This window comes from Candidatus Hydrogenedentota bacterium, assembly GCA_012730045.1.
GTDB lineage: Bacteria > Hydrogenedentota > Hydrogenedentia > Hydrogenedentales > CAITNO01 > JAAYBR01.
The window spans coordinates 1-6,793 of record JAAYBR010000033.1 but is presented as its reverse complement, the minus strand read 5'-3'; the positions used below and the strand labels follow the sequence as shown (position 1 = coordinate 6,793).

Annotated in this window: 4 protein-coding genes; all 4 read left to right on the top strand. The window is 69.9% G+C overall.

The features are described from left to right. Window positions 1–300 precede the first annotated feature (300 nt). Window positions 301–2,064, top strand: coding sequence for an aminodeoxychorismate synthase component I (gene pabB / locus GXY15_03495; GenBank protein NLV40279.1), 1,764 nt, complete (start codon window positions 301–303; stop codon window positions 2,062–2,064). 141 nt (window positions 2,065–2,205) lie between these two features. Continuing rightward, window positions 2,206–2,625 (top strand): transcription elongation factor GreAB, encoded by a 420-nt coding sequence (locus tag GXY15_03490; GenBank protein ID NLV40278.1) that lies wholly within the window; start codon window positions 2,206–2,208, stop codon window positions 2,623–2,625. A 36-nt stretch (window positions 2,626–2,661) separates the two neighbouring features. Then, window positions 2,662–3,084, top strand: a complete 423-nt coding sequence (locus GXY15_03485; GenBank protein NLV40277.1) for a lecithin retinol acyltransferase family protein — start codon at window positions 2,662–2,664, stop codon at window positions 3,082–3,084. A 70-nt stretch (window positions 3,085–3,154) separates the two neighbouring features. Beyond that, window positions 3,155–6,736: a DUF4091 domain-containing protein gene (locus GXY15_03480; protein ID NLV40276.1), complete on the top strand. Its 3,582-nt coding sequence runs from the start codon at window positions 3,155–3,157 to the stop codon at window positions 6,734–6,736. Window positions 6,737–6,793 lie beyond the last annotated feature (57 nt).

The window sequence follows — 6,793 nt, the reverse complement described above, 5'->3', positions numbered from 1 at the left end:
CCTTGGGGAAACGCGCGGCCACCGTCGTTTTTCGTGTGCCCCCGCGCGGGCAAGCCCACGCGAAGAAAGGCGGCAGCAAGCTACCGCACTCCAAGGCGCTGCGCGCTGTGCGGACCCGGGGCTGCGGTGATGGGCGGCGGCCTGCCTGGGTCCTATGCGGATGCCCCGTTGGGACAACAAAGACCAAAGCACAAATTCGAGGGACGTTCACGTCGCTCGCAGGCGCTTCTCGAGGGGCATTTTAGTGCGATTGCCCTGAGCCGTCTTGCGGGGCGCGCCTTTGCCCCGGTACCATGGGGCATGACCTGTTCACCGTTTTTCCACCGGAACCGCGCGGGGTTTGCCTTTTTTCCCGCAGAGGACGGGGGGGGGCTGGTTTTTCACTCCCCCCGGGAAATCCTGCTGGCGGAGACCCCCGCGCAGGTTCGGGAGGTGTTGGGCGCCGTGGACGCCGCCACCCGGGACGGCAGGTGTGCGGCCGGGTTTGTGGCCTATGAGGCCGCTCCCGGGATGGACCCCGCCCTGACCGTGCGCACCGGGCCGGCGCCCCATCCACTGGCAGGCTTCTTCCTCTATGAAGAGGGCGTCAGGGTTTCCCCTGGGGAGATGCCGTTGCCCCGCCCGGAAGAGGCCGCATTCGGGGAATGGCGCCCAGCCGTGCCCCGGGAAGACTACGAGGCGGCCCTGTCCGCCATCCGCGGCTATATCGCGGCGGGGGACACCTATCAGATCAACCACACCTTTCCGCTGGAGGCCCCGTTTCGGGGGGAGCCCTTCGCGGCGTTTCTGGCGCTGCTTGCCAACCAGCCCGCCGGGGAGGGGGGATTCCTTCGCTTCGGCGGCTTCGCCGTGCTGTCCCTTTCCCCCGAGCTTTTCTTCTCGCTGGACGGGGGGCGTCTGGAGACGAAACCCATGAAGGGCACCGCGCCCCGGGGCCGGTGGGCGGAGGAGGACGCGGAACGCGCCAAGGCGCTCGTGGAAAGCCAGAAGGAGCGGGCGGAAAACGTCATGATCGTGGACCTGCTGCGCAACGACATGGGCCGCGTGAGCGCGGGCGGGTCGGTGCGCGTGGAGCGGCTCTTCGAGGCGGAGCGCTATCCCACCCTGTGGCAGATGACCTCCACCATCGTCTCCGAAACGCGCGCCCCGCTGGGCGAAATCTTCGCCGGCCTCTTTCCCTCCGGATCGGTCACCGGCGCCCCGAAAGTGCGGTCCATGCAGATCATCCGGGAGCTGGAGTCCTCCCTGCGCGGCATTTACTGCGGCGCCGTCGGACGCGCCGGACCGGGCCGCCGGGCACGGTTTAACGTCGCCATCCGCACCGTGGTGCTGGACTGCGCCCCGGGCACGGCCCGGTATTCCGTGGGCAGCGGGGTCACCTGGGACTCCCGCACCGACGCCGAATACGCGGAATGCCTCCTCAAGGCGGAGGTGCTGCTCCGCAGTCCGGAGGCTTTCAGCCTGCTGGAGACCCTGCTCTGGGACGGCCGGGAGTTCTTCCTTCTGGAGGGGCACCTTGACCGGATGGGCGCGAGCGCCGGCTATTTTGGGTTTCCCATGGACCGCGCGGCGGCGGCACGCACTCTGCGCGGCGCGGTGGAAGGACGGTCCGGCGAGCCTGTGCGGGTCCGCCTGACCCTGGACGGGACGGGCTGTCTGTGCGCGGAGACCGGACCCGTGACGCTGTGGCCGGATCCCGTGCGGCTGGCGCTGGCACCCGGCCCCGTGGACGACATGGACGCGTTTCTTTTCCACAAGACCACCCGGCGCGCCGTTTACGACCGCGCGCGCGCGGCCTGCCCGGAGGCGGACGAGGCGGTGCTGTGGAACGCGCGGGGGGAAATCACGGAGACCTGCGTCGCCAACATCGCGATAAAGACCGGGGACGGCTGGGTCACGCCGCCGGTTTCCTGCGGCCTGCTGCCGGGGGTGTTCCGCCGCCACCTGCTGGACTCGGGACGCCTGCGCGAGGGGGGGATTACCCGGGAAGACCTCGCGGCCGCCGCGGAAATTGCCGTGTTCAACGCCGTCCGCGGATGGGCGGCGGCGGAGTGGCGCCGCTGACCGGGATTACCCGCTTGCATTCGGGGTGTTGGAACGGTATAGACTGGGCGGGAGGCCGGTTGGACGCCGGTCTCCGGACGGTCGGCCCCCTGAGGAAAACCCGGAGCGCCGGGCGAACACTACAGGCCAGGAGGAAGAGAGATGGCGAAGCACATCATGGTCACCGCGCAGGACAGACAGCGGCTTGCGGACTGCCTCTCCGTCTTGCAGGAGTTCCCCGACAAGCTGGAACTGCCCCACATCCAGTATTTGGAGAAGGAGGTGCAGCGCGCCCAGGTGGTGCTGGATCCCCTGGCCCTTCCGGCGGACGTCATCACCATGCGGTCCCGCGTGAAACTTGCGAATCTTGACACCGGCGCTGAGCTGGAATGCGTGCTGGTGTATCCCGCGGAGCGCGCCCCGGAGGAGGGGCGCATTTCCGTGCTGGCCCCGCTGGGCGCCGCCATGCTTGGCTACCGTGTGGGGGATGTTTTCGAGGCAGACCTGCCGAAGGGGCCGGCCAGGTTCCGGGTGGAGGCCGTGGTGTACCAGCCGGAATCCGCCGGGGACTACCACCTGTGAGCGCGGCGGCGAACCCGGCGCCGGGAAAGGCATGGCATGGCCGCTGGTGACCACATAAAAGTGCGGCGGGCCGGCGGGCTGTACAGCCACCATGGCATAGACATGGGCGACGGAACGGTGGTTCATTTTTCCGGGGAGCCGACGCGGCTGCGGGATGCCCAGGTGTGCCGGGTCGGCATGGCGGAGTTTCTCCAGGGGGAGAAGCCCCGGGTGGTCCGCCACGGGGACCGGGAACGCCCCCCGGAGGAGGTGATGCGCACGGCGGAGGAGCTGGTCGGATCGCAGGACTACAGCGTCTTTTTCAACAACTGCGAGCACTTCGCGACCCACTGCAAGACGGGCATCCGGCAGAGCCGCCAGGTGCGCAAGATGCTCCACGTCGCGGCGACTGTCGCCGTGGTGGGTGCGGGGGTTGCGGCGCAGGCGGCCCTGGCGCGCAAAGTCGGACGCCGGAGATAATCTCACCGCGGCGCCGGCAGGGTGTGCCATGCGCCGCTGAGGAAGTTTCAACCAGTGGAGGGGAGTGAGGATGTTTTTCGGAACAACGGCCCGGGTGCGGGCGCTCATGGTCCTGGTCTGTCTTGCGGGTTTCTGGGGCTTGCCGCCCGCGCAGGCCCAGCCGGTCGCGGTGCCGAACCCCTCTTTCGAGTCGGGAGACGGCGCGCCGGAGGGCTGGCGGCTGTCGCGCGAGAACGGGTCCTGGGCGCGGGAGGGCGCCCACGGCGGCCGCGCCATCGCCGCGACGGGCGACGGGAAAAGCGAGTCTGCGAGTTACTGGCTGTCGGGCGACCTGCCGCTGGAGCCGGGCGCGACCTACCGGCTCCGTTTCCAGGGGAGGCATGTGGAGGGGCTCGGCCGCTCTCTCTTCACCGGGTTCCTGTTTAACAACCGGGACCTTCCCGAGCTGACGCAGGAATGGCGGCAGTTCACAACGTATCTGGCCGTGCCCACCGAGCTGCGCCGGGGCCAGGCCCAGCTCCGCTTCGGCCAGTACGACATTGAGGGGACGGTCGCCTTCGACGATCTCGAACTGGTGAAAACCACCCCCGTGTACCGGCGCCTGGGCGAGCTCCAGCTGGGGGAGGGCGAGCGCATCGAGAAGGGCCGGTACCAGTTCAACGCGCCTTTCGAGGGCGAGTCCGGCAACCATGCCCGGCCGCTGGAAAAGTTCAACACCGGCTTCAACCGGCCGCGGTGGCTCTTCGCCCCCGGCGACTGGGTCGTCTACCGCCACGCCGTGGGGGCCGTGGCGCAGACCGGCGGCGAGGTCGAGGTTAATGTCGGCTATTACTCCGGCGGCGAGCTGGTGGTGGAGGCGGGCGCCGACGGCGGGACGTGGACCGCCCTGGGCACGCTGAAGAGCCGCGAGATGAAGCGCCTGGCGCTTCCGCCGGAACTGTTCCCCGCGAAGGAACTGTGGGTGCGCCTGCGCATGCCCGACCTGCCGGAGGCAGGGCGGGACCCCCTCCACGGCGGCTCGCTGCAGGTCCATGGCTACACCTACCGCGCCAGTCTGGCGGAGGACCCCGGCAACTGCCAGGGGGCGACCCGTTTCGTCGCCGTGACCGTGCCGGACCCCGCGCTGCGGGTGTCTGTGGAAGATTTCGGCGCGTCCATTCCCGGCGAGAACACGCTGCGCGTCCAGGTGGCCAACCAGGGCGGCGGCGACGTTGAGATCGCCCCCGTGATCGGGGCCGCCACCGCCGCGGGCAGGCGCTTGGAGCGGGCGTCGGACCCCGTGGTGATTCCCGCAGGCGGGGATTCCGTCTCGCTGGACCTTCCCTACGAAATCCCCGGCGTCGGTGATATCTCCCTGGACATTGCCCTGGGCGGCGCGTCCGGGTTCCGCGCGGAGACCTCCTTCTTTCTCTCCGCCCTGCACGAGGCGGATTACGGCCTGCTGCTGCCCGGCAACGGGGAGGACGTGGCGCTGTGGGGCGCCTCGTCCGGATGGAAAGTGAGCCGGGACCGGCCCGCGCCGGGCGCGCGCGGCGACGCGCTCCGCATCAGCGCCGCGCGCAACGAGCGCGAGGCGGCGCAGGTGGTGCTGCGCCCGTCGAAGCCGCTGCACGGGCTGCGCTGCACCCCGGGGGCGCTGGCGGGCCCGGAGGGCGCGGAGCTGCCCGCCTCCGCAGTCACGGTGCTGCGCGTGGGCTATGTGCCCGTTGAGTTCCCGACGGATGTCCTCGGCGCGGCGGGCCCCTGGCCCGACCCCCTGCCCCCGCTCGACGGGCCGGCCGATCTGGAGGCCGGCGTGAACCAGCCGCTTTGGGTGCTGCTCAGCGTGCCCCGTGACGCCCGGCCGGGCCTGTACCGCGGATCGCTCCTGCTGGAAGCCGGGGGCTGGCGGGCCGAGGTTCCACTGGAGGCCGAGGTCTTCGGCTTCACCCTGCCGGACCGCAAGACCTGCCAGACCGCCTTCGGGTTTGACGGTGACGTCGCCGCCACCTACCACGGCGTGAGTTCGGCGGAGGACCGGCGCACGCTGGCCGCGCTCTATGCCGAGGCGTTCAGCGCGCACCACATCTCGCCCTACGAGCTGGGTCGGCCCCTGATCTACCCGGAGCTGCCGTACTCCTGGCCGCATTCCCGGGTGTGGAGCGGCCACGGCACGCGCGTGACGGGGCCGGAGTTCCGGGAGGGGGGCGCGATGCGCATCCTGGACGACGACACCGGACGGACGTTTAAGGTCTCCCACGACCGGCGTTTCGACATTCCCGGAAAGGGGTTCAAGGTGGCGTTCCGGCACAGGAGCGAAGCGCCGGACCAGGAGTTCGTCCTGATCGTCTCCCACCACGACCCTGCGGGGGAATGGATGTCCGGGCGCAACGCCGGGCACACCGTGAAGAGCGGCGCGGACTGGCAGGACGCCGAGATCACGGTGGACACGTTCCCCGGGGGCGCGGCGCAGGCGGCGTTTGAATGGCAGCCGGCGCCGTATGTCGAAGACGGGTCCACCACGGGCACGGTCTGGCTCGACAGCGTCCGCATCAGCGACGCGGGCAGCGGCGAAGTGCTCCTGGAGGACGAGTTCGCGCCCTGCCCGGCGGAGGACCTGGACCGCCTCTTCACGCCCGCATTCGACTGGGCGTCCTGGGACGCCGCGACCGCGCGGATTCTGGACACCTACCATTTCAACTCCTTCGTCCTCAAGACCCCGGGACTCGGTTTCGGCGCGGGCTGGGCGCAGCACGGCTGCATCCCGGGAAGCCTGCTGGGGTACGGCGAGGGAACGCCGGAATACCAGGCCGCCTTCACCGCCTGGTACTCGGAGGCGGAGCGCCACCTGCGCGGGAAGGGGTGGCTCGACGAGGCCTTCATCTACTGGTTCGACGAGCCCGAACCGCACCAGTACGACTTCGTCATGGCGGGCAACCGGCGCATGAAGGCCGCCGCGCCGGACCTGCAGCGGATGCTCACGGAGAAGATAACCCCCGAGCTGGTGGGCGGGCCCAACCTGTGGTGCCCCGTGTCCTACGAGTTTGACACGGTGGCGGCGGCGGAGCGCCACGCCGCGGGTGACCGCCTCTGGTGGTACATCTGCTGCGGTCCGAAGGCGCCCTACGCCACGCTGTTCATTGACCATCCCGGCACCGAGCTGCGGGTCTGGCTCTGGCAGACCTGGCAGCGCCAGATCGAGGGCATCCTGATCTGGCAGACCAACTACTGGTCCAGCGACGCCGCCTATCCCGACAGCCTCCAGAACCCCTACGAGGACCCCATGGGCTGGGTCAATGTCATGGGCGACTACGTGCCGAGCGGCATGCGGAAGCCCTGGGGCAACGGCGACGGCCGTTTCCTCTACCCGCCGCTCAAGGCCGCCGCCGGGAACCCCGAAACGCCCGTGCTCGAGCCGCCGGTCAGCTCCATCCGCATCGAAATGCTCCGCGACGGCATCGAGGACTACGAGTATCTTGCCATGCTTCAGCGGCTGGTGGAGGAGCGCAAAGACGGCATGACGGCGGACGAGCTGGCGGACTGCCGCCGGCTCCTCGAAGTGCCCCCCGAGATCAGCGCGGGCATGACCAAGTTCACCGGGGACCCGGCGCCCATCGAGGCCCGGCGCGAGGAAGTCGCGCGCGCCATCGTCCGCCTGACGGCCGAAAAATGACCCATTCGCCGGGGCGGTGGCGGTTCCGTAGCGCCGCCGTCCCGGCGGCCTTGTCTT

Excerpts from the sequence above, each read along its gene's own strand:
- pabB (NLV40279.1), top strand. The coding sequence starts at position 301 with ATGACCTGTTCACCGTTTTTCCACCGGAACCGCGCGGGGTTTGCCTTT.
- GXY15_03490 (NLV40278.1), top strand. The coding sequence starts at position 2,206 with ATGGCGAAGCACATCATGGTCACCGCGCAGGACAGACAGCGGCTTGCG.
- GXY15_03485 (NLV40277.1), top strand. The coding sequence starts at position 2,662 with ATGGCCGCTGGTGACCACATAAAAGTGCGGCGGGCCGGCGGGCTGTAC.
- GXY15_03480 (NLV40276.1), top strand. The coding sequence starts at position 3,155 with ATGTTTTTCGGAACAACGGCCCGGGTGCGGGCGCTCATGGTCCTGGTC.